16 protein-coding genes are annotated in these 22,307 nt (G+C 63.3%); 5 read left to right on the top strand and 11 right to left on the bottom strand.

The features are described 5' to 3' along the window. Window positions 1-10: 10 nt before the first annotated feature. From sctR to AC1D1B_RS13225, 9 genes are all read right to left on the bottom strand, one after another. Window positions 11-664 (bottom strand): type III secretion system export apparatus subunit SctR, encoded by a 654-nt coding sequence (sctR, locus tag AC1D1B_RS13265; protein WP_477288481.1) that lies wholly within the window; start codon window positions 662-664, stop codon window positions 11-13. Further along, on the bottom strand, window positions 657-1,757 hold the full coding sequence (gene sctQ, locus AC1D1B_RS13260; RefSeq protein ID WP_477332794.1) for a type III secretion system cytoplasmic ring protein SctQ: 1,101 nt from the start codon (window positions 1,755-1,757) through the stop codon (window positions 657-659). Before sctQ ends, sctR begins: the two co-directional genes overlap by 8 nt. Window positions 1,758-1,868: 111 nt before the next feature. Next, window positions 1,869-2,342 (bottom strand): hypothetical protein, encoded by a 474-nt coding sequence (locus AC1D1B_RS13255; protein WP_477332792.1) that lies wholly within the window; start codon window positions 2,340-2,342, stop codon window positions 1,869-1,871. Further along, window positions 2,329-3,687, bottom strand: coding sequence for a FliI/YscN family ATPase (locus tag AC1D1B_RS13250; RefSeq protein ID WP_477332790.1), 1,359 nt, complete (start codon window positions 3,685-3,687; stop codon window positions 2,329-2,331). The genes AC1D1B_RS13255 and AC1D1B_RS13250 overlap by 14 nt, the downstream gene beginning before the upstream one ends. Then, a complete protein-coding gene (gene sctL, locus AC1D1B_RS13245; protein ID WP_477332788.1) occupies window positions 3,684-4,301 on the bottom strand; it encodes a type III secretion system stator protein SctL in 618 nt (205 codons plus the stop codon). Before sctL ends, AC1D1B_RS13250 begins: the two co-directional genes overlap by 4 nt. After that, window positions 4,298-4,912, bottom strand: a complete 615-nt coding sequence (locus AC1D1B_RS13240) for a SctK family type III secretion system sorting platform protein (RefSeq protein WP_477332786.1) — start codon at window positions 4,910-4,912, stop codon at window positions 4,298-4,300. Before AC1D1B_RS13240 ends, sctL begins: the two co-directional genes overlap by 4 nt. Beyond that, the gene (sctJ, locus tag AC1D1B_RS13235) at window positions 4,912-5,745 is read right to left on the bottom strand and encodes a type III secretion system inner membrane ring lipoprotein SctJ (protein ID WP_477332784.1); all 834 of its coding nucleotides are present in this window, start codon (window positions 5,743-5,745) and stop codon (window positions 4,912-4,914) included. The genes AC1D1B_RS13240 and sctJ overlap by 1 nt, the downstream gene beginning before the upstream one ends. A gap of 16 nt (window positions 5,746-5,761) precedes the next feature. Next, window positions 5,762-6,376, bottom strand: coding sequence for a hypothetical protein (locus AC1D1B_RS13230; RefSeq protein ID WP_477332782.1), 615 nt, complete (start codon window positions 6,374-6,376; stop codon window positions 5,762-5,764). Between the two features lie 17 nt (window positions 6,377-6,393). Further along, window positions 6,394-7,038: a type III secretion protein gene (locus AC1D1B_RS13225; protein WP_477332780.1), complete on the bottom strand. Its 645-nt coding sequence runs from the start codon at window positions 7,036-7,038 to the stop codon at window positions 6,394-6,396. A gap of 154 nt (window positions 7,039-7,192) precedes the next feature. On the opposite strand from AC1D1B_RS13225, the gene AC1D1B_RS13220 reads away from it, so the two are divergent. Together AC1D1B_RS13220 and AC1D1B_RS13215 are read left to right on the top strand one after the other, a co-directional pair. Next, complete coding sequence (locus AC1D1B_RS13220; RefSeq protein WP_477332778.1) at window positions 7,193-7,963, top strand: L,D-transpeptidase; 771 nt, start codon at window positions 7,193-7,195, stop codon at window positions 7,961-7,963. A 3-nt stretch (window positions 7,964-7,966) separates the two neighbouring features. Then, on the top strand, window positions 7,967-8,881 hold the full coding sequence (locus tag AC1D1B_RS13215; RefSeq protein WP_477332776.1) for a LysR family transcriptional regulator: 915 nt from the start codon (window positions 7,967-7,969) through the stop codon (window positions 8,879-8,881). 46 nt (window positions 8,882-8,927) lie between these two features. Here AC1D1B_RS13215 and AC1D1B_RS13210 read toward each other — a convergent pair whose 3' ends face one another. Together AC1D1B_RS13210 and AC1D1B_RS13205 are read right to left on the bottom strand one after the other, a co-directional pair. Beyond that, the gene (locus AC1D1B_RS13210; RefSeq protein ID WP_477332774.1) at window positions 8,928-19,463 is read right to left on the bottom strand and encodes a LysM peptidoglycan-binding domain-containing protein; all 10,536 of its coding nucleotides are present in this window, start codon (window positions 19,461-19,463) and stop codon (window positions 8,928-8,930) included. 72 nt (window positions 19,464-19,535) lie between these two features. Then, window positions 19,536-20,396, bottom strand: a complete 861-nt coding sequence (locus AC1D1B_RS13205) for a MurR/RpiR family transcriptional regulator (protein ID WP_477332772.1) — start codon at window positions 20,394-20,396, stop codon at window positions 19,536-19,538. A gap of 215 nt (window positions 20,397-20,611) precedes the next feature. Here AC1D1B_RS13205 and AC1D1B_RS13200 point away from each other — a divergent pair, with 215 nt between their 5' ends. The 3 genes from AC1D1B_RS13200 (at window position 20,612) to AC1D1B_RS13190 (ending at window position 22,301) form a co-directional block, all read left to right on the top strand. Further along, window positions 20,612-20,788: a hypothetical protein gene (locus tag AC1D1B_RS13200; RefSeq protein WP_477303437.1), complete on the top strand. Its 177-nt coding sequence runs from the start codon at window positions 20,612-20,614 to the stop codon at window positions 20,786-20,788. Between the two features lie 89 nt (window positions 20,789-20,877). Then, entirely contained in the window at window positions 20,878-21,870 is a 993-nt protein-coding gene (locus AC1D1B_RS13195; RefSeq protein WP_477332770.1) for an FHA domain-containing protein, read from the top strand. A 101-nt stretch (window positions 21,871-21,971) separates the two neighbouring features. Continuing rightward, window positions 21,972-22,301 carry a hypothetical protein gene (locus AC1D1B_RS13190; protein ID WP_477332768.1) on the top strand — a complete coding sequence of 110 codons (330 nt, stop codon included), beginning with the start codon at window positions 21,972-21,974 and terminating at the stop codon, window positions 22,299-22,301. Window positions 22,302-22,307: the final 6 nt, after the last annotated feature.

Here is a 22,307-nt window from a genome sequence, read left to right as displayed (position 1 = left end):
TCCCTGTGCCTCAAACGTAACTCAGGATGAGGCCATGCATCAGCCTCGACCAGCCGTCGATGGCGACGAACAAAAACAGCTTGAGCGGTATCGAAATGAGGACCGGCGAAACCATGATCATGCCAAGCGTCATCAGGACATTGGCGACGACGATGTCGATGATGAGAAAGGGCAGATAAAGCAGAAAGCCGATCTCGAAGGCACGCGTAAGCTCGGAGGCGACAAAGGCCGGAACAAGGATCGAGAGATCGTCGTCCCTGAGGTTCTGGCGCGCTTCCGGCGGCCAAAGCCGGCTGGTGCCGTCGAGGAAGAACTGCCGCTCCTGTGGCTTTGTGAACTTCATGAGATGGCGCCGCAACGGCTCGCGAACCAGTTGCGCCGCCCTGGCGATGTCGTCGGTGGTCTGGAGCTGGACCTGCCCCTCTTCAAGCCGGTTCATCATCTCGCTCAGCACCGGCGTCGTGACGTAGACGGTCAGCACAAGCGCGATGCCGTAGAGCACGAGATTGGGCGGCATCTGCTGGACGCCAAGGGCGTTGCGGATGAGAAACAGGACAACCGATATCTTCAGAAAGCCCGTCATCGTGACGACTGCCAGGGGCAACAGGCCGACAAGGCCGATGGCCAGCAGGATCGCGAGCAGGTTGGGCGAATTCTCAACCATTGTCGAACATCCGCAGGATCCGTACGCCCAGATGGTCCCCCACCCGCACTACCTCGCCGCGGCCGACACGTTTGCCATTGGCTATGATGTCGACCGTCTCTTCTACGGCATCGGGAAACGCAACGATGGCGCCAGGCGCAAGCTGCCTGACGTCTCCAAGCGGCATGACCGTGCGGCCGACCTCGAAAGCGAGCGCAACGGGCAGCTCGTCCAAGCTCGATTCTTCCAATGTCTGGCTGCTTGGCGGTGTCTTCTGATCCATGGTCCACTCCCAGTTCGATCCGGCGATTGCCGCCGGCGCGGCAAGCAATTGCGACCCGGCGGCTCTCAGGCGCACCGGCGCGAAAAATCGCTCCGCGACAATGATTGCCGCCGTTCGGTCCTTCTCGGCATCGCCCAGCAGGATGACATCGTCGGGCTGCAGGCTGCGAAGCATGCCAAGGGTGATCGTGAGCGCGTCGCGCCGAAGACAGACCAGCAGCGGGAAATCGGCCGGAACCGGAAGCGGTGCGCCAGCCTCGTCAAGGAGGCGGGCCATGCGAACCGCGAGCTCGGCATCGTCGGCAAAGAACGTGCATTCCGTCGTTTGATCATCACCGCTCAAGGCAAAGGCGAAGGGCGTCGTTGGCGGCGGTGCGGCGCTGCGTTTGACCGATATGAGCTCTATCTTTTCGCCGAGCGCGCCCTCGAGCCTTTCAAGGTCGTTCGCCAGGACAGCTTCCAGCAGCAAGGCGGCGTGCCGGGGCGCAAGCTTGCTCAGGTCCACCGAAACCTTCGCCTTGGCCAACCACCGTTCGACGGCGCGAAGCGGCAGTTGCAATGTTGCCCCCTTTGCACCGACCGTCACGCCGATCGCGCACAGGGATTGCTCCGCCGCGTCCGTTGCCGGCCACCGGGCGGCAATTTCGGTTTTGTCGCCCGCAACCGTGATCCGGGCCTTGCCGCGCCGCCGGTAGAAGGCGTTCAATGCCGCCATCTCAGTTGCCGTCACAGATGCCGGCATCAGCCGTTCGGCACCGTCCGTCCGGCGGGGCTGGTGCTGCTCCCGATCCTGTTGCGCCATCGTTTCGGCTGACGCCAAAGCCTGCAGCATCTTGCGTTGATCTCCACCGTCAGGGCCGCGTCACCGGGCCGGGGCGCTGCCGTTCCGCAAGAATGGCGAAGCGCGCCTCGTGTCTTCTGTTTTCAAGCAATTGCGAAGGACCTAGCCCGACGAACCACGTTCATCCTCCTCGGCGAGTTCCAGCAATGCGAGACGGCGACGCGCGCCGCGCCTGTCCAGGGCCTCCGTCAACCGGTCCAGTTTCGACACCGCCAGCTGGCGCGCATGATGGCGGCGGCGCGCTGCCGACAGTTCCGATGCCAGGCGGTCCCTGTCCGCATCCGCGGCCTTTTGCCGATCGCGCAGTTCCTCGGTCCTGCCGGCGGCGGCCTCGAAGCGGCCCTGAAGCCCGTGCAGGCTGGCGACCTTGACTGGCCGGCCAACGAGGGAACCGAACGCCGCATCCTCGGCATCGGCCGTTTGACGAACATGCCGGCTTACCGCCGTGGAGGCATCCCGAGCCATCACAGCCGCCCTGCGCTCGGCGCCATGTCCCTTGATGACGTCCTGCAGCGCGCGGTCTTGCTTGCGGCGCCTGAGCTCGCGCAGTCGAACGATCATGTCATGGTCGGTCATTGACGATGTCCCGCATGCGTTGACGTGTGGTTTCGAAATTTTCCTGAGTGGCCGAGGGCTGGCGCAGGAAGGCGTTGATCGCTTCCATCTTGGCCACGGCCTCGTCCGCGATCGCATCGCTGCCCTTTTCATACTCACCGACACGCAGCAAAAGTTCGATGTCGGCATAGCGGGCAAGCAGCGCCCGCAGATGGCCCGCATCGGCGCGATGCGCCGGTTGCGTGACCGCTTCCATGAGGCGGCTGCGGCTGCGCAGCACGTCGATAGCGGGGAAATGGTTGCGCTGCGCCAATTCGTTCGACAGGAACACATGGCCGTCGAGAAGGGCCTGGACCTCCTCCGCGACCGGATCGAGCGTGCCGTCGCCTTCCAGAAGGACGTTGTAGAGGCCGGTGATCGAACCGACGCGGCCGGGGCCGGAGCGCTCGAGCAGACGCGGCAGAACCGCAAACAGCGACGATGGAAAGCCGCGGCGCGTCGGCGGCTCGCCCGACGCCAACCCGATCTCGCGCTGCGCGCGGGCAAACCGCGTGACGTTGTCCATTGCAAGCAGGACGTGCTTGCCCTGATCGCGAAAATATTCGGCAATGCTGGTCGCCACATACGCCGCCTTGACGCGCTCGATTGCGGGCCTGTCGGACGTCGCCACCACGACGATCGCCCTCGAGCGCCCGCGCGGCCCGAGCTTGCGGTCAAGGAATTCGCGTACCTCGCGACCGCGCTCGCCGACAAGGGCAACCACGGACACGTCTGCATCGGTGCCGCAGACGATGTCGGACAGGAGGTTCGACTTACCGACGCCAGGTTCACCGAAAATGCCGACGCGCTGGCCACGCGCGCAGGTCAGCAACCCGTCAAGCGCGCGGATGCCGAGCTGGATCGGCTCGGAGATCAGGCTGCGCTCCAGCGGCGATGGCGGATAGGCGTTGACAGGGTAGGTGCCAGTAATGCCTTCCGGCGAAAGCGGAGTGCCGTCCAACGGCTCGCCGAGCGCGCTGATGACGCGTCCCAGCAGGCCGGGACCGACGGGCACACGCTGGTCCTTTCCGGTCGCAAGCACTTCCGTCAGGTTCGACAGGCCGGCCACATCGCCAAGCGGAACCAGGATCGCCATGTCGTCGAAGAAGCCGACGATTTCGGCCTTGGCGACGGCTCCGGTCCTGGGGTCGGACAGTTCGCAGACCTCGCCGATGCGGGCTTCCTCGACGGTCGCATGGATGACCCAGCCCGTGACCCTGCGCACCCGCCCCTTGCGAGGCCGGCTGGCATCGTCGCGCAGCACCGACCGCAGGTTCGGAACGATCGACGCCAGACGGCTGTCGCTCTCGGACACCGGCGCCGTCATGATGTCTGCGCCCTTGCAGCGATCGCGCCTTCTATGGCCCGCAATTGCGCGTCGATGCTCGCGTCGACGACGGCAAAGTCGGTCGACAAGGTGCAGGCGCCGGCGGCAAGGTTTTCATTCGTGTCGATCTCGACCGTCATGCCCAGCTGGCTGTCGCGCAACACCGCGTCCAGTGCATCGCGCACCTTGTCCAGGGCGCCGGGGTGGATCTGGACCTTCAGATGTTTGCCTCTGCGCAGCTCGGCAACGGCTTGTCTTGCGGCCTGCGCCACAAGCGTGCCGACATCGAATTCGCCAAGCATGCGCTCGACCACGCCAAGCGCCAGGCTGACGACCTCGTTTTGAATGCCGCCGAGGTAGCGATCCACCTTCACTGCTGCCTCGCTTATCAGGCGGGCGGCTTCCTCTTCGCCTCGCGCCTTGCCGTCGTCATAGCCCTGCGCATATTCGGCCGCATAGGCGCGCCGCGAGGCCTCCCGCAACTGCTGCGCTTCTCGCCGCGCATTTTCGACCAGGGCATAGCCCTGCTGCAGTTCGCGCGCCTCGGCCGCGCGCAGGATGCGGGCGCTGGGACGTTGCGACATCACGCCGGATGCCTTGTGCGGTTCGGTCATAAGACCATCGCTCGTCGCACAATGGCGGGCCCGGCCCTGACGAAGGCTTCGTCTGCCTTCTGGTCGATAAGCGCATGCGGCATGAGCTTCAAACGCACGCGCATGCCCGTGTCGCCGGACAGCGACTGACACCATGCGCCAAGGCAACGCAGGCCGTCCTCGTAAACGAGACCATGGACATCTTCCAGCGGCCCGGTCGGCCGCAGCGGCCCGGTCAGATCGCGATTGGCGAGGGCAAAGGCATACGTATCGGCTCCAAGCGCTGCCTGCAGGGCGGCGGCTTGCCGGCCGGCAATGACCGAGGCCAGACTGCCGGCCCAATAGATCGCACCGGACCGAAGCGCTATGTCCTCCAGCGCCTCGCCGGAGGCAAGGGCGATGGCCCGGTCGATGTCATCGGCAGGCGCCGCGGTTTCCAGGGACAGGCCGTAGCGCTCCTTCAGAAGTCCGGACAGCCGGCCGTGCAGGCGAGGCAAACCAAGCATGCACAGGCATGCGGCTTCGTCGATCGAACCATCGAAGCACGGCACCAGCCGCGCCGCATCCGCGTAGGCGGCGGGATTGGACAGGAATGCCTGCCAGCCAGCACTCGGCGCCGGGTCTTGCTGCATCACGTCCTCTTCAACGGCATTGCCGCGGGATCCAGCGCGTAGACGCCGGATGGGCGTCGCCGCCACTGCAGGTAGAAAAGCCGTGAGCCCAACGCCAGGATGACCGCCGCCATCCCGCAAAACAGCCACATGGCCGCATTGAGGCTGTCGGGATGCAGCCAGATGCCGAGGAACGATGTGAGCCTTGGCTCGGTGACCGCCTCGGGCGCCGGCGCCGCTACCGGGATGAGCGTGACCGAGACATTGTCATAGGTCAGCCCGGCCACGCCCTTGGCCACCAGCATCTTGACCTGCGGGACGAGCTCATTCATCGCAACCGATGCACGATGCCGGATGAAGACCGACGCCGATGACGGCACCAGCTGCTGCCGCAGCGGGTCGTTTTCGGGCAGGACGAGGTGAACGCGCGCGGAAAGCACGCCATCTATGTCGGAGATCGTCTGCGACAGTTCCTGGCTCAGTCCGTAGATCATCGTCGCCCGCTCCTCCACCGGCGACGAGACCAGCCCGCCTCGCTTGAACACATCGCCCAGCGTCTGAAATTCCTGTTTGGGCAAGCCGTTCTCATCGAGAATGGCCATGGCTTCAGCGAAGCGGCCTTTCTCAACCGAAACCGCCATCTTGCCGTCCTTGGCTGTTTCGCTTTGCGCCGCGATGCCATGGCGCATCAGCGTCGCCACGATCTCGTTTGCCTGCCTCTGGTTGAGTCCGGAATAGAGCTCCACCGAACATGCCTGAAGCAGAAGAATTGCGAGAAAGACGAGCGCGAAGCGGCCGCGCGCGACGCAACCGTTCAACAGTCTTGTCAACAGCGGTAAGGACAGGTTGGGCACGAACACTCCTTGACGCCTACTGTTGCTTGACGAGCGCGTTGGTCGACGAGGTGGCGGCGGTGACGCTGCTCGTCACCAGTTCGAGATTGGCGGCCGCCCACATGACCGAGATGTATTTGTCGAGGAGTTCCTCGCTCGTCCCCGGATCGGTCGGATTGTCCGCCGCCCCGGTCGTCTGCTCGGGTGATTGCCCGGCCGTTGCTTTCGCGGATGAGGCCGGATCTCCGAAGGCCTTCTGCATGCCCTGAAGCGGTCCTTTCAATGCGTTGACGGCCGCGCCGAACATCTCGGATGGCCCTTTGAACGCCATGCCGCCTGCCTTTTCAACCTCGGCCAGATATTCAAACAGCTGTCGCTCAACGATCGGCTCGGTTCTTTCAGGATTGGAGGATTGCCCGGCCATGGCCGGGCTGGCGCCGGCCGATGCCTGCGCCACCTGCTGGCCCGGCTGCGCGGCGGCATCGCCACGCTCGGCCGCGCCGGCTTTGGCCGCTTCATGCTTTTCCTGCATGGCGCCGACCATACGGTTGCCCTCCGGCGTCGCGGCGGCAATCGCTTGCTGCTGCGTGCCGGCGCTTGCGGCCAGGTTCGAAAGCGTGGCCTCCAGCGCTCCGATGGGTGCGATAGCCATGGGCTTGACCTCCGTCCTCAGTCGACCTTGTAGGAAGGCACATCCACGACCTCGGCCTGCTTGGCGCCGCGAAAAACGCGGACTGATGTAACTTTCGCGGACTGCTGCTTGGGTTGCGGCGCGGCGGCCTGCCCGAGCGTCTGCTTTACCAGCGCGATGTAGGAAGGCGGACCCGATACCGAGGCGGCTTCGTCCTGCCTGGAGATCGTGACGGGAAACCTTGGGTCGAGCACGCCCAACCGCGAGAGCCGGTCCTGCGCTCCGGCCACCGCGTTGGCACTGAGGGGCAGTATCTCGGTGCGTATTTCGGCCTCGGTCGCGACGTTCATGACGATGCCGTCGAAATGCCAGACCAGGCCATAGCGGCTGCAGATCGCTTCGAAAAATGCGCGGGCTGAACTCTGCGGCATGCCGGCGCCCAGCCGTCCCTTTACCTCGGCGCTGACCCGTATCGGCATACCCATATTGCGCCCCAGTTCGACGAGCGCGTCCGACACGGACTGGTCGATGGCAATGTATTTGTAGGGCCCTGACGGCCAGTGCGGTTCGGCAGCGGCGGACCGGTCGGCAAGACCGAGCATCAGCAACAATGCCAGAATGCCTGTCCCGGCGACCGCAGCCGCCTTCAGGTCTAACCGGTCGATGTAGCGTCCAGTCGCCATCTGATCCTGCCCGAGGCTTGCATCGGCCATCATCCGCCACGTCGCTCGAAAGCGCCGCCTGACCATTCTATCGCGCGGATATGGACATTGGAAGTCCAATTGGAATGCGAATATTAAATTCGTGCCAAACGTTGCGCCGGATCGGCAAAACGCTATGGTGTGGACTGAATCGGATGCAACCGTCGGCATCGTCGGCACGGACAGGCAAGAAGTACAGCCAACAGGATCGGTCTTTGTGACAGGAAACAACGGTCCGCTTGCAAGACAGTCGGCCGGGTTCACTGCGCGAAGCCGCGGCCGGGCGGCGTTGGGCGGCGCATGGCTGATTGCCGGCACGATTGTGTCGGCACACGCTCAATCGAATGGCGGCTACGATCCCAGAAGCTGGACCTACGACCAGGATAGAAGCCTGCTAGTATCGCCTGCCGCTCCTGACGAAGCGCCGGATGAAGGCCCGGCGCCGACGCGCTCTGCGATCCCCAGGCAGGTCGTGGACTTCAACGAGCCTCAACCGAAGGGATCGATCGTGATCGACACCACGCAACGGCGTCTCTACTACGTGCTGGGGAACGGTAAGGCGCTGCGCTATGCGGTGGGCGTAGGCAGGCAAGGGCTGGAGTGGTCCGGCCGCGATACGATCTTCAGCAAGAGAGACTGGCCGGACTGGCGGCCGCCCGCCGAAATGCGGGCCAGGGAAGCAACCAGGGGCCGGGACCTGCCGGCACGCGTTCCCGGAGGACCAAACAATCCATTGGGCGCGCGCGCCCTCTATATCGGCAACACTTTATACCGCGTTCACGGCACCAACCAGCCATGGACCGTCGGCCAGGCGAATTCTTCCGGATGCATCCGCATGACGAACGAAGATGTGATCGACCTCTATGACCGGGTAAAGATCGGCGCCCAGATCATTGTCCGGCATTGAACCTTGATCCCCTTTAACATCAAACAGCTCGAGACCTTTCTGCTAGTTGCGACCTTCGGCAGTTTTCGCAAGGCGGCCGACCGGCTTAACACGACCCAACCGGCGGTATCGGCGCGAATAGCGAGCCTCGAGGAGGCGCTCGGCGCCAGGCTGTTTGAGCGCCAGAGCAGCATGGTCAAACTGACTGCCGAGGGCCAGCGTCTGCTGCCGCCCGCACAACGCGTTTTGCGCGACGCCGAACGCTTGCAGCTCGCCGCCAGCTCGCTTTCCGAAACGGCGGGAGTGCTGAGGTTAGGCATGGCCGAATCAATCGTGCACACATGGCTGTCGGACTTCCTGGGCGAGCTCAAAGAACACTACCCGCTTGTGGAGACTGATATCGTCGTCGACGCTACGACAACGCTGCGCAGCGAGCTGATGTCTCATCGCATCGATCTGGCGGTGCTGATGGGGCCTGTGCTGGAGTACGGCATCGAGAATGTCGACTTGCCGTCCTTTCCGCTGGTATGGGTCTGCGCGCCAAACCTGAAGTTGCCGAAGTACGGTCAACTGACTCTGAACGAGTTGATGCAGTTTCCAATCATAAGCTATGCCCGCAGTACGAGGCTCTACAGCGAAATCCATCGCAAGCTCAGCGGTGAAGTGGAACAGACGCCGCGCATCTTTCCCGCCAACTCACTCGCGGCGTCGATCAAGATGACGCTCAACGGCATCGGCATTGCCTCATTGCCCGAACAAGTGGTGCGGGAGCACACTGCGGACGGCACACTGCGCATCGTCGACTGCGAATGGCATCCGTCCGATCTGCAATTTACCGCTTCTTATCCTTCAGAGCCCTCAAACTCCGTAGCCGAAAGGGCGGCCAATCTCGCCGCCTGCGTCGCCCGAAGGTACGCGGCGCGAGCCGTGGAACCATAGCTGCCCGCCGCTTTGGGGATGCGGCGGGCGCTCTGTCCGCGGGCTATCAGACCGATCTGTCGGGCAGATAGATCCTGTCGCCCGAGAAGATCATATCCGGCGTCAGGATGTGATCCATGTTGAGCATCATTGTCTGCGCCACATCGACCGACTGGCTCCTTGCGATCAGGCGGATGGTGTCGCCGCTTTGCGCCTGGACCCAGCGATAGCCGTCCTTCTCTAGCGTCGGATTCGCGCGGCCTTCGGAATCGCTTTTGCCTTGCGGCTCGACATAGTCGACTGCAATCAGGCCGCCACGCGGTTTCCTGCTTGTAGGGGGCGGCGATTGCGGTTGGGAGGACGTCGATTGAGGCGCCGGCGGTTGCGATGACGGCGGTGGTGGTGCTGGCGGTTGGGAAGACGTTGTTTGGGGCGCCGGCGGCTGGGATGACGTAGGCGATGGTGGCGCCGGCGACTGGGACGTCGTCGGTTGCGGTGCCGGCGGTTGCGGTGTGGCAGGCTTGGTCTTCCAGGGCTCGCCGTCGAGACTGTCCCAGGCAAACAGGATCATGCCGACGCCGAAGGTTATTCCGAGCGAGAGACGGTCGGCCCTCGCCCAGCGCTTGTCGGACTTGGCCCTTTCCTCGGACTCCTGCTGTGTCCTGGGAACCGGCTTGCGGTTCAGAATATCGGTTCTGGCGGCCGACGCCCAGAACTCGCTGCAGCCGACCGTGAACAGACCGCCCGCTACCCAGGCCAATGGGGAATCGAGGTTCTGGAATGTGTAGAAGGCCGATCCAAGCACATAGAGCGGTTCGCCGAGATGCTCGCCCGCATTTCGGAACACTGTCCGCCCGGTGAAGACCTGCAGGCCGGTCTTGGTGCCGAAGATTATGTTGCCGAGACCATAGGTGCCGTTCACCCACAGATTGTCGCCGTGCAGGGCAGCGTTGACTGAACCCGGCGCCGCAAAGACGAAGGTTACAGCGTTGATGGCGTTAAGCGTTCGTCCAAGCCGCGTGTTGCCTGCCGTGGCGTTGGGAAAAATTGCCTGTGCGCTGAAGACAAGGCCACGAACCCCAAAGGCTACGCCGGAAGCCGTTGCGGCCCATTGCGGCGGCAAGGCTTGCTGTATCCCGTAGGCGGTGCCGGCCATGCCACTGAACGTCGCCAGCAGTTGGCTGTTTTCCTTGAACCGGGCATGGCCCAGAACCTCGTCGACCGCGGCGGCCTGTGCAGGCGTCATGGTCTTCTTGTGGGTTGCCCGGAACGTCGTCATGTGCAGCACGGAGAGCGCGTCGGTGTGCTCCGTGGTCATCCATTCAAACTGCTCGGGCGTGAACTTGCGAAACAGGCCCGGGCTCATTTCCCCGAACAGTTTTGACGGCACCGCCTCGATCTGCGGTTGGGTGAAGGCTTCAATGTGGTCAAGCGGGAAATCACCCCATTGGGCCATGGTCAGCTGAGGGACTTGCTTTTCGGTCAGCCAGGGGACCTGACCTGCATCGAGCTTCGTCACATCGATCGAGCCGACCTTGTCTTCGGGGATCGCTCGAACCATGGGTTCTGTAAGTGAGCTCAACCGACCGGACTTGCCCAGGTCAGCGAATTGCTTGGACGTGAACTCGGCGACCTGGCCGGGTTTGAACCAGGCAATCCGGCTCGGACCCACCTTCGTCATATCGAAGAGGGCAACCTTGCCTCCCTTGATCTGCTGCCATTGCGGCTGCTTGAGGTGTGAGCTCAGACCGGTATTCACAAGAGCCTGCGTCTGTTTGTCGGTGAGATTGCCTATGTGACCCTTGGTCAGCCAGGGAATTTGTTTTCCGACCAGACCCGTAATGTTGACATCGGTTATCTTTGCTTCGGGGATGCCGCGCATCTGGACCTTGGTGACGTAAGGCAGCAAGCCGGCACGATCCATGTCGGCCCATTGCTGTCCCGTCAGTTCCGCCACTTGCTCGCGCTTCAGCCACGGAATCTGATCCGGGCGAAAATCGCTCATGACGAGGTCCGGCACCTGGTCGAGCGGAATGGCCTGGACGCCATTTCGGGTGAGCCCGTTGTTGGGCTGACCCTTGTTTGCCGGCGCGGGCTGGCCGGGTTCCAGCAGGGGTTTGGTATCGCCGCTTGTGTAGTGGCCATACAGTTTGTCGGCCTGATTGCGATAAAACTCGGTGTAAGTTCCCTCGCTGGTGCTCGGCTGCTTGTCGCCAATCAGCCTCGCCATGTCAGCGATAGCCTGGGGTCGATCGATCTCACCGGACTTGTATCGGGCGAATATTTCGGCCATCGGCACATCGGCGGCGAGAATTGCAGCCGGCGTGCCGCCATTGGCGGCAAGCTCGTCGGCAATGACATATTGACCGAATGTCGATTCGCCCTCGGCGTGCAGATTGGCTGGGATCAGTGTATCGCCATAGGCTTTCCCGCTCTCAAAATTGCCCGGCGGAAGGGCGATCGCGGCACTGGCGGCGTGCTTTGCCTCGTGACCGAGCAGGTCGATGAATTCGGCAAGCACGGTGTTGCCGTCCGCATCGGCGGCGCGGAACGTTTCGGCGTCGACAAAGATGACGCCCAGATTGCTATCGAATTGCGATCCTGTCGCCGTCACGTCCTCGCCAGTCCTGGCGTCGGAAAGCCTGAGATCGCGCCGCGCCGGGTTGACGATGCGCACGCCCCGGTCGTTGGCATCGCGCAGGAGGCCCATAAGCGTCGGCGACCTGCTGAGCTGATCCACCAGATTGTCCCTGGTGACTTCCGGCATGCCGAGTTCCTGATGCAGCATGTCATTGAGCAGGCTTGCCGCCTCCTTGCGATTTGCCGCGATTTCAGCCGGCGTCAGCGGCTTGGCCATGGGGTTGTCGAACAGCCCATGCAAGACCGGCCCACTCTCTGGTGACACCGGCCTTGGCGCCGGATTTCCGGGAGCGGCGATGTCCCTGCCTGTTGGCGATGAAGGCAGTATGTTTTGACGGGCACCTCCCTCGAACAACAGATTGAGGTAATGGGCCTGCGTGGGCGTCAGTTCGCCCCGCGCCTGCTGATCCAATTGTTGCCGCAGTGCTTTCCACGCCGCCTTGCTCATGCCTTCGGGCCGTCCTTGGGCAGTGGCGAGCTGGTCCGGATACGGCGCATTGCCGAATTCCGGGAACACGTCCGATACGCGTTCGCCGGCAAGCCTGAGCTGCGGATCTGGAGAGGCCGCCGTCTCGCCGAGATAGGCATCGAGATGCGCCAGGAAATCCGGTGTCACGCGCCCGCCAGAAGTCCCCAGCGCCGACAGGACCTTGTTTGCGTCGTCGCTGAATTGGGGATGCGGGCGCGCGGTCCGGTCATGGGGAACCAAGGCCTTGTTCACCGAGCCGACCTCCGCCGTCAGCAGCGGCAATTGCGGAAGGCTCACCGACGCGCCGAAGCCGTAATCCGTCCGGTCCAGCCGTTTGACGGGGCCAGCGCCCGCCTCACGTGGCACACCCTGGAAGGCAACGCTGCCGCGCCAGGGCTCCTTGCCGCCTCCGAAAGGCGCAACGACACTGAAATTCCGGTAGAGGACGCGATCGTCCATACCGGGCACCTTGCCTTCGGCGCTGTAGTGGCTGGCGCCGCCTCGCGTGGCCTCTTCCCAGAACGAGGCCGCCTCGCGGCTGAGCGGGCCTTCGGGCCTCAGCGTATAGCCCGGCCGGCCGCCCTCACCGCCAAGATAGTAGAGCTTGCGCGCGACGAAGGCTCCGCCGACGGAGAAGCCGCCGATGGATATGGACAAGCCAAGGGCTTTTTCGCTTTGATACGTGTTCTTCGTCAGCATCGGCGCCGCGCCGACCCACTGACCAGCCGTTTCGTCGAAAGCGTAGTTCGGCCGGTAGCCATTGGCGAACAGTGCCTGACCTCTCGCATCATCGGGATGGACAGGCAGCAGGAAGCCGGTGCCGCTGGGACCGTTGTTCTTCAGGCTGAGTTCGCCATAGGCCTGGCGGCTGGGCAGCGGCAAACTGATGCCGAACATCGATCCGCCGAGACCAAGCGTGTTGGTCGCCAGGCTGTTCAGTACCGGCCCGCCAACAATGTTGGACTCATGCTCCTGCAGGAACCAGGAAACCGTCGCGCGGTCGGAGCGCCAGACCCCTTGCGCATCGGTGAAGAAGTTCGGGGACCGCCACGAGCTTGCGCTGTCGGCATCCCGCAATTGCTGCAGAAGGACAGGCACGGTGCTGTTGATTTCGGTCCCGACCTTGGGCTTGCCGCCAGGCAGTGCGTCCGCCAGGGAATGCGCCAGCGACTGGACCGCGGGATCCGCGGATTTTTGCTGGTTGGCGGCATAGGCGCGCATCTCTCGCCAGAGATGCGGCGTCCACGTGTCGTGCCCGGACAGGACCTTTTCGTTGTAGCGGCCTTCCGGCGAAAGCTTGCCGGACGGGCTGAACGCCCGCCCCAGCTGCAGCCTGGGACCGTAAACCCATGTGCCGCCTGCATCGGCGGCAAGAACCTGCAGGAGCGCGTCCTGCTGCTCTGGCGTCACGGTCTTGCCGGGCTTGGTGGCGCGTCCCTTCAAAGCCGGCAGCGCGGCCTTTGCCGCGGCGACAAGGTTCGGATCGGTGGCGCCCGTCGCGGCCTCGACGTAATCGCGTACGATATCGCGGCCGGCATCGGTCCACCGAGCTTTTGCGGGCAGCGCTCCGGCCGTCAGCAACTGCTCGCCGCCAGGCAAGCCGCCTTCGGACGACAGACCAAGTCGGTCGATCACTTCGGCCGGCGACAGTTGCGGCAGCTTGCCTTGCGCGCCGAACACCTGGAGGGTCGTCACGCCGTTCATCGAAAGCTGCCCGGCCGGCTTCGAGCCGGTGAAGACGCTGTGTTGGTCCGAATCGAGTATTTCGGTCAACGCATGATGCTGAGCCGGCGTCATTTCGGTGCCGGCCTCTGGCTGGCCCCTGCCCCCCAGTTGCAGCCTGGTCGTGGTCACCGCATCGCGCAAAACCGAATCCGTCGAGCGTTCGAGCGAATGCAGGTAATCGCCGACGAGTTCCACCTGCTCCGGAGTCCATGTCGATGCGGGCGTTGCCGTCTCGCCGGGCAGTTCAGGCAAGGTCGCGGCGAGCGTTTCTCCCAGCGCCGAACGGTTCGTGATTTCGGGATTGTCGGCTGGATCGAACGCATGGACTTCGCGCGCCGGAGTGTTGACCCGAAGCTGGCCGTTGGGCGTCGTCATCGACAGGCGTTTGGCGCGCTCGACGGTCGAGCCGGAACCTAGGTAACCGGCTTCCGTGACGTGTTCGCCCGGCACGACGGCGTCGTGGACCATGCTTGCCTGCGGGCCGGCGATGATGGCTGTCGCTTCCAGATATTTGCCGCCCGCCTCGACATAGATGCGCTGTCCCGCAGCCACCCCTTGCGGAACCGGTCGCTGGTAGATGCTGTCGACCAGTTCGCCAAGCTTCGGATAGTCATAGCAGGGAGCGGTGTCGAGGTAACGCGTACCGATGCGCCTCAGGCCGGCTTTGATGGCGAGGAACGTCTGGCCCAGGCTGAGCGGGTTTGACGAGAACCTGTTGATGACCGGCGTGCCGTCGGACCTGACGGACCGGGGCTGTCCGGTGTCGGTCACCGCGTTCGTCTCCGCCTCTTGCCGCGTGACCAATTCGGTTGTCCAGCGGCCATCGTCGCCGAGATAAAGCACCGGCAAGGAAGGATCGAGCTCGACGGGAGCAGCGACGGGCTCGGGCGCGGGTGCTATTGCCTTGGCTTTAGGCAATACCGTCGTTCTTTGCCCCGCCGGCAGATTGAAGTCGGAAAGGGTCTCGCCAGTGTGGCGATTGCCTATCGTGTAGCGCATCAACGGTCTTGTAGCCTGCGTCGAACCGTTAGCGTCCGATGAGGCTGGGTCACCTGTGAAACTGCGGCTTTGCGGGTCCCAGATCAGAGGACGCTGCGTGTTTGCCAACACCACTTCGCCCGGCACAACGATCGGGTCGCTATCGGCGGGTGCATCCCCCTCCGGCTTTGTCGATGATCGCGAAACTGGAACCAATGCCGTGCCAGGTTCGCTCGCACTACCAGCATCGTCCACGTCTTGGCGAATGACGGGAAAAGCAGGGTCGTGGTAGACCAGTTCGCCTGTGTCCACAAACGCGCCGTCTGCGTCGGCTTCCAGAAGTTTCATCGGTTTTCCCGAATGGCCTATGGCTGGCCCGGAAGTCGAGGAATCGGTGTAGTCGGGCGAGGCATCGGCATCGAAGCTGGCGGGATTTGCCTCCTCGCCTGTTCCCGGGCGTAGCGTGCGTAGCCCATGTATGCCCAGGCCAGTTCCGGTAACGCCGGTACCCACGCCAAGGATTGCGTTGGCGAACTGGAGACCGCTCATCTGGTTGCCATTGCTGGCGAGATCGATAATCGACGCACCGACCAATGGGAGGCCTGCAGCCACAGCGCCGACATCCACTCCCCAGGCCGCCTTGTTGAGCTTGGTGCCCGATTGCATATAGGTTCGCGTCGCATCAGCCAGCGGCGAACCCGCGCGTGTCGCGCCGATGCTGCCGCGAAAGGCCTGAAGCGCGTTAATTTCCTTTTCGCCTATGGCGACCTTCCCAGCCATGCCCACGGTGCGGAACGTGCTGGAAAACCCCGGCAAAACCGTTGTCACGACACTGCCGATATTCATCAATGAAGCGCCATCGTCCCACTCGCCACCGTGGTTCAGATAGTCGACCTCCTTTATCAGTGCCCGGGCCCCGAGATACGCCGCTCCCGTATAGGCTATTGGCGCCGCGACCGGCGCAAGCGGCGTGAATGACAGGACGGTGGCGATGCCAGTGCCGAGGCCAATCAGCGGATCGACAAGCCTGTCCATGACCGAGACGTGACGCGCATCGACGACCTCGAGCGCGATCTTGCCATCATCGCCGGCCTTCATCTCAAGGCCCTTGGGAATAACCAGCTTGCCGCCTTCGGCAAACTGTATCGTGTGGTCCTGCATATCGGCCACGTCGGCAAAATCATGCGAGGTCGCATCGACAAAGCGCGTAGCTCCGTCGCTGTCATGCACGGCAAAGAGGGCCGTCGGCCGCATGCCTACCGCTTTGTCGACGTAGAAGATCGGCACGACGCGCACCGCCGCATTCTCGCCGCCGATATCGCGAATTGCTTGCGCCACATCGTCGACCGTCTTGCCGCCTTGTTCGGTCGAGGGGTCGAGATTGAGTGCACGGGCTACGGTGTTCTCGAGGTCCTTGCCCGGCTGTTCGCGGAACGTGTTGTCATAGCCCGTTTTCAGCATCTGCTTGAATTTGGGCTGATAGATTACATCGAGCGTCTCCTGCTCATGCGTGTCCAGGTAGGATCTGTCCACGCTGGCGTTGCGCTCGATCAACAGCGAGGGTTCGCTGAGCATAAGCTTGTGATAGTCGCTGAAGCCCTGCACCACCTGGCGCAAATCTTCCGCTTTCGAAATCTTGTTGCTCGTTGCTTTCAGCGCCAGCTGGGCGGCGGCCAGCTTCGGATCGACCCAGCGGCCGGTGGCATCGCCGTCTTGCGTGTCGATATCGATCCAGACCGCCTTGTTGCTCTGCGTCAACGCATCGATGCCGATCTGCGCATAGGCCTGGGCAACGTCCGGCGCCACCTTGATGGTCTGCCCGTCAACATCGATTTCGACCGGCTTCTCGCCTTTGGCCAGGGTTCCGTCAGGCACGTTGACGGTTCCCGATCCGTTTGGCGCCGCAAGGCCCTTGTTGACGTCGGCCTGCAGCCCGGCCAGCTTGGCTTTCAAGTCCGCAATGCCCTTGTCAAGTTGCCCATTGAATGTGTCGTTGAGCGTCTTGGCCGCTCCCTGCTCGGCGACCTTGACGGCCGTCAGACCGTTTGACGTGCATTGCAGCGCGTTCGAACCATCCCCTTGTAGAAGTTGCTGCCAGTCCTTGTTGAGCTGACGGTCGCGATACTCATTGCGGACGTTCTTGTTGTCCGGCCTGTAGGTAAGCGCCTGTTCCGTCGTTCCCTCGTCGAAATGATTGACCACCCAAAGCTGGTCCCCATCGCGAATCTCGAGGGTGGATTCGTGATAGTGTCCCAGGTAGTCCCCGTTGATACGGTTCACTGCAACGCTTGGGTCGAATTTCTGCTTGGCTAGATACTCGATAAGCAACTTCTGCTCGAGAGCGTCCTGCCGCGCGCCGACCTGGGCGGCGTTGTTGTGGGCGTCATAGTAGTTCTGCTGGGCCTGTGCCAGCTCCAGCTGACTGGTCGCGGCAGTCTGCAACGCCTTGAGGTCCTTGTACTCCTTGGAGTCCACGGGAACGCCTTTGAAGTCGGCCTCATTGAGCATGGAATCGATGGTGAGCTTGTCGCCCTTGCTCAGATGCAGACTTACTTCGGAAAACTGCCTGTCGACGGCGGCATGGTCGGCGACCTTCTGAGCGTATGACGGTCCGGGCGGGGCGCCAACCGGCCCCATGGAAGGCACATTCGGATTGGTCAGCGGCGCGAGCTTGCTGTTGCCCGCAATGGCCTCGCTGAGTACACGTCCCGCGTTTTCATACTCGGCGCGCGCGCCCTGCGCGCTCTTGAGCATGGTATTGGCCTTGGTCAGCCGATCCTGTGCCTCGGCGAGCGTTCCCTGCGGCTTTTGCACGGTCCATGCCTGCCCCAAGGGGGCCAACCCCTTGTTGACGGTGGCGCGCGCGGCGGAGACGGCGTCTTTGTAGGCGGGGTCGAGAAGTTGAACGTCCAACTGAGCCTGCTGCTGGGCAGCCAGCGCGCGCGTCTCGTTTACCCGCGACCACGCAATGTTCTTGTTGATCATGGCCTGGGCAACTTGCGGATCGACCCAGGTCCAGACCCCATCGATATTCATCGGCGTCCACTTCCCACCGGAAGGGGCGTTGCCTGGCGGCGGCGCGCCGAACGTACCGACCACCTTGTTGTTGCCGTCAAGCTGGGCCGGCTTGCCCGGGCCGTATTTGTCGAGCAAGGCCTTCAAATCCAGATCGGCCTTCGACGCATCCGCAATCAGGCCAGGCAAGGCCTCCCCGGCCAGAATGCCCTCGGCAAGGGTCTTCACGACCTGGCCTTCCTTAGCCACCTCGGGGTCGCTGCTGTTGGGGTTCACGGCCATCAAGGTGTTGGCCAGCGCTGCCTGCGTGCTTCCGGCATCGATGGCCAGATCGGCGCCCATGGTGGTGTTGTGCAGCGTCATGCTGCCGTCGGGTCTGGTGGTCAGCGTGTAACCATTGAAGGTGACCGCTACGGTCGTACGGCTGCCGCTTGCGACAGTGACCTTTTCGCCCGGATGGATGACCGAATCGCCAGGTGAACTGAAAAGCTGCGGGTTGGCCCGCCGCAAATCGTCCACCGTGACGCCATATTGTTTCGCGATCGCGCCCAGGCTGTCGCCCGATTTCACCTCGTGCTCGATCGGCTTGCCGCCATTGATTTGCTCGGTGGTCGTGGTTGTCACCCGGCCATCCTTGTCGGTGACCGTCTTGACTTGCGTGCCGGCTTTCGGATCGACGGCGGTGGTCGTCGTCTCGCCTGTCGCGATGGTGCGAACGGTTTCACGGGTCCTGCCGTTGCCATCGGCCCATTGCGTGGTTTCCTTGCCACCGGCATTGGTCACGACAGTACGTTCGTCGTGCTGGATGTCGTTGGTGTAGACGGTTTTGGCGCCGGTGTGCGCGTCGACGATTTCGACCGACTGGACGTCGCCATTGTCGCTCGTTGCCGCCACGCTCTTGACCTGATAGCCGGCCGCCTGCAGCTCGGCGGTCACCTGTTCCGGCTTGAGATTGTTCTCCCGCGCGATCTGGTCGATGCTTTTCCCCGCGGCAAGACCGTCCGTGATGATGCGCGTGCTGTCGCCGCCCGGCTTCTGCTTGGGAGACAAGGTGGTCTTCGTGCCATCCGGACCGGTGACGGTGGTCACCGGAATGGACGGCCCACCGCGCGGTGTCACGGTCTCTACGGACGCGCCGTTCGGCATCGATGTACGCTCGGTGACGGTGCCGGTGTTCAAATCGTCTTCGTAGCGCGTCGTCACCGCGCCGGTGTCGGAATTGTAGCTGCTGGTCTCCTTGCGCCCGAGCCCGTCGCGCACCGGCGTCGAGGTCGCCGGCCCGCCGGTCTTTTCCTGGACGCTCGTATAGTAGCTGTCATGCTGGTAGTCGTAGTATTGCGTGACGGTGCGGCCACCGCCGGCCTCTATGGTCGTTGTTTCGACATCGCCATTGCCGGTGATGGTCACACCCATGTGCCCGGACCGAAGCGCATCGATAACCTGGTCGGGTCTCATACCGCGCGCGGCGGCGATCTGATCGATACTCTTGCCGCGCACGGCTTCATCGACGATGCCGCGCGCCGTTGCCGCGTCATCCTCAGGCTTGCCGACGCCAAGCTTGAGAGGAGCCATGGCGGTCGGCGCAAACTCGTTGCGCTGGGGAAAGATGTTTGGCGTCAGCGCTGTGGAGGCGCGCACCGGCTGAAAACCGTTTGTGGTCGCATTGGCGCGCGCCAGGTTGGTCACCGACGCCGCCTGTGCCTGAAGCCGGGCTGCCTCGATCGCGCTCGCAATCGCCTTTTGCAAATCGAGCAGGGTCCTGGCGAGCGATATCATGGGTGCGACCTCCGGATTGCGTAGCCGGCGACAAGACAGCCGCCACCCGCTCCGGTCGCACCCTTTGGGATGCTACCGGGCGGGCTTCCAATAGATGCCGAAAGCAGCGAGTTGCTCTTCCGACTGCCTTACCCGTTCCGCAGCATCCGGCTCGGAGCGCGCCGCCATCAGCGCCACCAACAGCTCGACGGCGGCGAAAGCCGGCGCCATGCTGCAAAAGAACGACTGCGAATTCGATGTGACGATTATCGTCTCTTGCGCGATCCGGGCGAGCGGCGCGACGCTGCTGTCGGTGATCGCCACCACGCTGACGCCTTGCCGGGCCGATTGACGCGCCATCTCGATCGTCGCGCGCTCATAAGGCGCCATGCTGATGGCCAACACCATGTCGCCACGGCCGGCGCGCCGGAGAGCGTCCAAGCCCTGGCCGGACATTTCGCCAACAACCGCCACCGGGCGTTCATCGTCAGCCAGGAGCGACATGAGGTACGCGAAGTGGCTTGCGACGGGGTAAGACCCGCGCGAGCCGAGACCGAAAAGGCGTCGCGATCGTTGCAGGACGTCGGCGGCGGCAATGATCTGCATGGCGCTGGTATATTCGCCGAGGCTCGAAATCTGGGCGGCAAGACTGTCGGCGACGACGCCGGCCACCGAATAGCCCGTTTCACCGGCCCCTCCGATCGCTTGCCGCGCCGTGCCTCGCGCGCTCGCCTCGCGCAACGCGCGAGCGTAGAGGCTGCGCATATCCTCGTAGCCTTCGAGGCCGAGCCATCGAGCCAGTCGCATCATCGTGCTGTGCGAAACGCCGGCCTGTTGCGCCTGTTCGCGCATCGACATCAGCGCCACATCCTTGGGATGATCCAGCACAAAACGCGCCGCTACCCGCAACTGCGGCGGCATCGTTTCAAAGCGCTCGACCAATAGTTCCGCCAACGGACCATTTTCCATTTCATCAAACCCCTTTGACCCCATCGCAGCTTACGCCCCAGACGCCTGCAATGCAACACTTGGAACTAAATTGGTTCATAAATTCCAAATGGACTTCCAATCCCAGTTGGACTGCCGTAAGGTGATAGTCGCAAGAGGCCAGGCAGCATCGCGCGGCCACCTGGCGTTTATAATTCGAATGATTCTTCAAGGAGACGATCATGACTACAACCCCTCCGATCACCTCTGGCGGCTCGCCGGAAGACAACCTCGAGAAGATGATCAAGCAGCAGGAACGCATGTTCAGCCTCGAGGTAAAGAAAGATACCGCGAAATCTGAACATGACATGAAAATGGGCCTGGCAAGCACGATGGGCCGGTCCGCCGAAAAAGTCTGACGGCTTACCGAATTCACGCCGCCGCGGACAAGCGGCGGCGTCTTCGCCACCCGGCATCTTGAAAACCGTCATTGGGGAGACGAACCGGCATGACCGCCTTTTCAGCCGGCAAGCCAATGGAAGCGGTGCAGTTGCCACAGTTGAGGGCTGCCGGGACGACGCCCGCCGGCCATCCGATCGTCCTGGCCGTCATTCACGGCGTGCACGGCGGCGCCGAAATCAGTCTGCACGAACCCGTTCACACAATCGGCTCCAGCACCGAAGCCGATATAGTCCTTGGCGATGCCGGCATAGGGCCGATTCACGCAAGGCTGCGTCGGCAAGGCGGCATCGTCGAGATCGAAGCGATCGGCGGTGACGTGGTCCTCGCCTCGGGCGAGACGATCAAGGAAGGACATGGCAGCCGTTGCAGGCTTCCCGTCGTCATGACGCTCGGTGGCGCGACGGTCCAGCTGGCTGGCCAACGACCGTCGACGGATTGGACCGCTGCCGGCCGCCTGGCTATGGCAGCGGGCTGCATCGTCTTCGTCCTGTGCGCGATCACCTTCACGGCAAGCGGGCTGTCGAAATCCTTGCCCGGCCTCAGCCACCTAGTGTCGGCGTCGGACGGCGAGCCTGTCAAGGTCGCCTTCGCCGACCAGGCCAGGCAACGGACGCTCGACGATTCCTCGCCGCTCATGGCACAGACCCTTGCCGAGGCGGAAAGCCGGCTCAGGCAGCGCCTCGACCAAAGCGGCCTGGGCGCACTGACCATTGAGAAATCATCGGAGCGTCTCGTGGTCTCGGGCGTGATCGCCAATGACATGTCGGGCGCCTGGACCGAAACGCAGTCATGGTTCGACCAGAAATTCGGCGCCCATGTCGCGCTTGCCTCCGCCGTCATGATCGGCAACGCCCAGCAGGCGCCGCGGCTGATGCTGCAGGCGATCTGGTATGGCGAGCAGCCCTATGTAATCGCGGCCGACGGAGCCCGCTATCACGAAGGCGCCTTCACCGACGACGGCTGGACGGTAAAGCATATCGGCGACACGGAACTCTTGCTGACCAAGGGCGGCGCCACGGTCGCGCTGAAGTACCAATGAGCCGCCGGCTCGAAGGGCCACGGCTGGACATGGCGCGAGCGGACGGTCGCGACGTCCGCCAGGCCGAAAGCGTTCGCGGCCAATCGATCGGCCGGCGACGCATGAACGACGCGGAGAGAGCCGCGGGCCGCGCCCGGCAGGCGGCATCGGCCGGAGCCGCAGAAGACCCGCAAGTGCCGGAATTCCAACCGGCCAGAAATGCAGCTGACCTGTCTCTCGACGAGATGCTCCTCGACTTCGTCATGCCCGTCGGAGCGGAGCCTGGCATCCTGCGGCGCTGCGTGCCGATTTTGCAGCGCTTCGTTGCGGACCTGGTTCCAGACCTTGAGGGCGGCGAGCAGCTCAGAACGCTTGCCGTGACGCTGATGGAAGAGGAAATCGAGCGCCATCGCAATCTGGTCGGTCGCATGCAGGAAGGAAGCGGAATCTGATTGAAC

Source organism: Mesorhizobium sp. P2_C5_2, assembly GCF_056404535.1.
The sequence above is the reverse complement of the archived record's forward strand: the minus strand, read 5'-3'. Positions and strand labels throughout refer to the sequence as shown.

Coding starts and splice junctions, on each gene's coding strand:
- sctR (WP_477288481.1), bottom strand. CDS start 664: ATGGTTGAGAATTCGCCCAACCTGCTCGCGATCCTGCTGGCCATCGGC.
- sctQ (WP_477332794.1), bottom strand. CDS start 1,757: ATGCTGCAGGCTTTGGCGTCAGCCGAAACGATGGCGCAACAGGATCGG.
- AC1D1B_RS13255 (WP_477332792.1), bottom strand. CDS start 2,342: ATGACCGACCATGACATGATCGTTCGACTGCGCGAGCTCAGGCGCCGC.
- AC1D1B_RS13250 (WP_477332790.1), bottom strand. CDS start 3,687: ATGACGGCGCCGGTGTCCGAGAGCGACAGCCGTCTGGCGTCGATCGTT.
- sctL (WP_477332788.1), bottom strand. CDS start 4,301: ATGACCGAACCGCACAAGGCATCCGGCGTGATGTCGCAACGTCCCAGC.
- AC1D1B_RS13240 (WP_477332786.1), bottom strand. CDS start 4,912: ATGCAGCAAGACCCGGCGCCGAGTGCTGGCTGGCAGGCATTCCTGTCC.
- AC1D1B_RS13230 (WP_477332782.1), bottom strand. CDS start 6,376: ATGGCTATCGCACCCATCGGAGCGCTGGAGGCCACGCTTTCGAACCTG.
- AC1D1B_RS13225 (WP_477332780.1), bottom strand. CDS start 7,038: ATGGCGACTGGACGCTACATCGACCGGTTAGACCTGAAGGCGGCTGCG.
- AC1D1B_RS13220 (WP_477332778.1), top strand. CDS start 7,193: ATGGTGTGGACTGAATCGGATGCAACCGTCGGCATCGTCGGCACGGAC.
- AC1D1B_RS13210 (WP_477332774.1), bottom strand. CDS start 19,463: ATGATATCGCTCGCCAGGACCCTGCTCGATTTGCAAAAGGCGATTGCG.
- AC1D1B_RS13200 (WP_477303437.1), top strand. CDS start 20,612: ATGACTACAACCCCTCCGATCACCTCTGGCGGCTCGCCGGAAGACAAC.
- AC1D1B_RS13195 (WP_477332770.1), top strand. CDS start 20,878: ATGACCGCCTTTTCAGCCGGCAAGCCAATGGAAGCGGTGCAGTTGCCA.
- AC1D1B_RS13190 (WP_477332768.1), top strand. CDS start 21,972: ATGAACGACGCGGAGAGAGCCGCGGGCCGCGCCCGGCAGGCGGCATCG.